2 pseudogenes are annotated in these 1130 nt (G+C 60.9%); both read right to left on the minus strand.

Features of this window, described 5'->3' with window-relative positions:
* Window positions 1-115: pseudogene (locus R7F67_RS24690) on the minus strand (DUF3363 domain-containing protein); the annotation flags it as partial.
* A 243-nt stretch (window positions 116-358) separates the two neighbouring features.
* Window positions 359-1130: pseudogene (locus R7F67_RS24695) on the minus strand (IS91-like element ISVsa3 family transposase); the annotation flags it as partial.

Genomic DNA, 1130 nt, shown 5'->3' on the forward strand with positions numbered 1-1130 from the left:
GATCATCGGGGATGCGCCATTGGTCGGCGTCGATCCGCTCGACGATACCGGCCCGGCGTAGCGCCTCCAGCCGGCGCACATGGGCATCGACATAGCCCTCATAGTCGCCGCCTGGAACGCGGCACGTATAGGAAGAATAAACGCCCTTTTCACCCAAGTCCAACAGCTTTGGACCGCAGTTGACTCTTTCGACACCCCTGCGATGCAACCCAATCCGGCTGACGGGGAGCCAGCAACGCTGAAAATTTACCCTCCTCTTTCCCACTAGCGGCTCCTTTTCCGACAACCAGCACGGCGGATCCCTGCCGCGGCGCTGTGAACGCAGCATTTTGATTGGTATCGTTGGCCTTCAGGCTCGTCAGTCAAACAGACCCAGGAGCAGCTCAGCCGGTGGCGCCCGGCTTTCGGGTAACGCCCTGGTCCCGCTGGTTTCGGCTTTGTGCTTCAGGTGATCAAGGATCTGCTTGATCACTATAGGGTCTTCAATGCAGGCGATGACTTTCATGGCGCCGCCGCAGCCGCTGCAGGTCTCGATGTCGATATTGAAAACACGCTTGAGCCGTTGCGCCCATGTCATCGACGCTCGCCGTTGTGCTGGTGTTGCCGGTTCATCAGCCACCCTGACCTTGTTGCCCCTGCCCCGTTTTGCCGGCGTGACCAACGCCCGGTGCCGACTGTTGGGTGCGAACACCCCGTGGAAGCGGGTTAGGTTGACTCTGGGCTTCGGTACCAGGGCGGCCAGCCTTGCAATGAAATCCAATGGTTCGAAAATGACGTGCGTGGTGCCGTCCCGGTACGGCGTCTTGAGCTGGTAGCGCACGTTGCCGCCTCGTGTTAACGACAGCCGCTTCTCGGATACCGCCGGGCGGCTGATGTACCGGCACAGCCGTTCGAGCTTCTTGCGTTCATCGGCCCTGGCCGCCACGCCGGCGTGCAGGCTGGACCCGGCTACCTTGCCAATCCCGTCACCGAACGGATCACCACTGGTCGGCAGAGTTTGCAAAGTGAACACCTTTCGCCCCGCCTGTGAACCGACAGCGATACGGTAAGTGATCGAGTGCCCCAGCAGGGGTGTCATCGGGTCGTCATCCACCGCATCCGAGGCCAGATAGCTGTTTTCGACATCCCGT

This window comes from Vibrio sp. YT-17, assembly GCF_033337375.1.
Classification (GTDB): Bacteria; Pseudomonadota; Gammaproteobacteria; order Enterobacterales; family Vibrionaceae; genus Vibrio; species Vibrio alginolyticus.